Annotated in this window: 1 protein-coding gene, 1 tRNA gene and 1 pseudogene; 2 read left to right on the forward strand and 1 reads right to left on the reverse strand. The window is 38.8% G+C overall.

The features are described 5' to 3' along the window. Window positions 1–287: pseudogene (locus Q0200_RS05205) on the forward strand (DEAD/DEAH box helicase family protein); the annotation flags it as partial. 274 nt (window positions 288–561) lie between these two features. On the opposite strand, the gene Q0200_RS05210 reads toward Q0200_RS05205, so the two are convergent. Continuing rightward, a tRNA-Arg gene (locus Q0200_RS05210) sits at window positions 562–638 on the reverse strand. A gap of 276 nt (window positions 639–914) precedes the next feature. Here Q0200_RS05210 and Q0200_RS05215 point away from each other — a divergent pair. Beyond that, a partial coding sequence (locus tag Q0200_RS05215) for a biotin carboxylase N-terminal domain-containing protein (RefSeq protein WP_297938619.1) occupies window positions 915–1377 on the forward strand: 463 nt, incomplete at its 3' end.

Consider the following 1377-nt stretch of genomic DNA (forward strand, 5'->3'; position numbering starts at 1 on the left):
CTAATGAAATGAAGAACTTTGGCACTATCAATGCTTGTGGCTATATCTGGCATACGACGGGTTCTGGGAAAACTTTGACTAGTTTTAAAACTGCTCGTTTGGCAACAGAGTTGGACTATATTGACAAAGTGATTTTTGTGGTGGATAGAAAAGACCTAGACTATCAAACCATGAAGGAATATCAAAAATTTCAACCTAATTCAGTCAATGGTAGTAACAATACGAAAGAACTCCAACGTAATATTGAAGAAAATGATGAAGTTAAGATAGAAACAAAGATACAGAAAAACATGTTTAAAATAATGATTCTTGTTGCTGTATTTTTGATAACCTTAGGACTTACATTGTTATCTAGAGTGAATAATAAGAATATAGAGGGGATTGTAAGCACAGAAACAAATGAACTTAGAGATACACTTACAAATGAAAGTGCTAAAAATAAGGAATTAATAGAAAAAAAGCAAAGAAAACAAAAGAAAGGCTAAAATCAACTCAAACCCCGATAAAATCGTGATTTGTGAAAAGAAAAGAATAAAAAATAAAACTTAAGAAATGGATAAATGGTGCGCTCGAAGGAATTCGAATCCCTGACCTTTTGAACCGCAATCAAATGCTCTATCCAGCTGAGCTACGAGCGCACTTTAAAAGAAGTGTGAAGTATAGCCAAAGGTTTCTTAAATCTTTCATAATTTTTGACGCATTTACAAAAATTTCGTTTTTTCGCTTATTTTATTGCATTAAATTTACCGCAAGTATATAAAATTTCAAATTTATGCGCTAAATTTGCCGCATTTAATCGTCTATAAAAAATCTTTATGTTATCTTACGCCATAAATATAGCATATAAAGCAAATTTCAAGCATCAGCAAGCAAAAAAGAGTAAAATTCAAAAAACGATAAGAAAGGAAAGCCAAGTGATACATAAAATTTTGATCGCAAACCGCGGAGAGATCGCCGTTCGCGTGATCCGCGCCTGCAAAGACCTACACATTAAAAACGTCGCCATCTACACCAAGCCCGATCAAGACTGCCTGCACGTCAAAATAGCCGACGAAGCCTACCAGATCGGCATCGACCCGATCAAGGGCTACTTAGACGCCAAGCGCATCGTTGAGGTCGCAAAAGCTTGCGGTGCGGACGCCATACACCCGGGCTACGGATTTTTGAGCGAAAACTACGAATTTGCCAAAGAGGTCGAGGACGCGGGGCTGGTTTTCATCGGGCCTACCGCCGACGTCATCCGCAAAATGGGCAACAAAAACATCGCTCGCTATCTGATGAATAAAAACGGCATCCCCATCGTGCCCGGCACCGAAAAGCTAAACAACGAAACGATAGAAAACATCAAGCTCTACGCCGAGCGCATCGGCTACCCCG

The sequence above is a fragment of the uncultured Campylobacter sp. genome (assembly GCF_938045225.1).
Classification (GTDB): domain Bacteria; phylum Campylobacterota; class Campylobacteria; order Campylobacterales; family Campylobacteraceae; genus Campylobacter_A.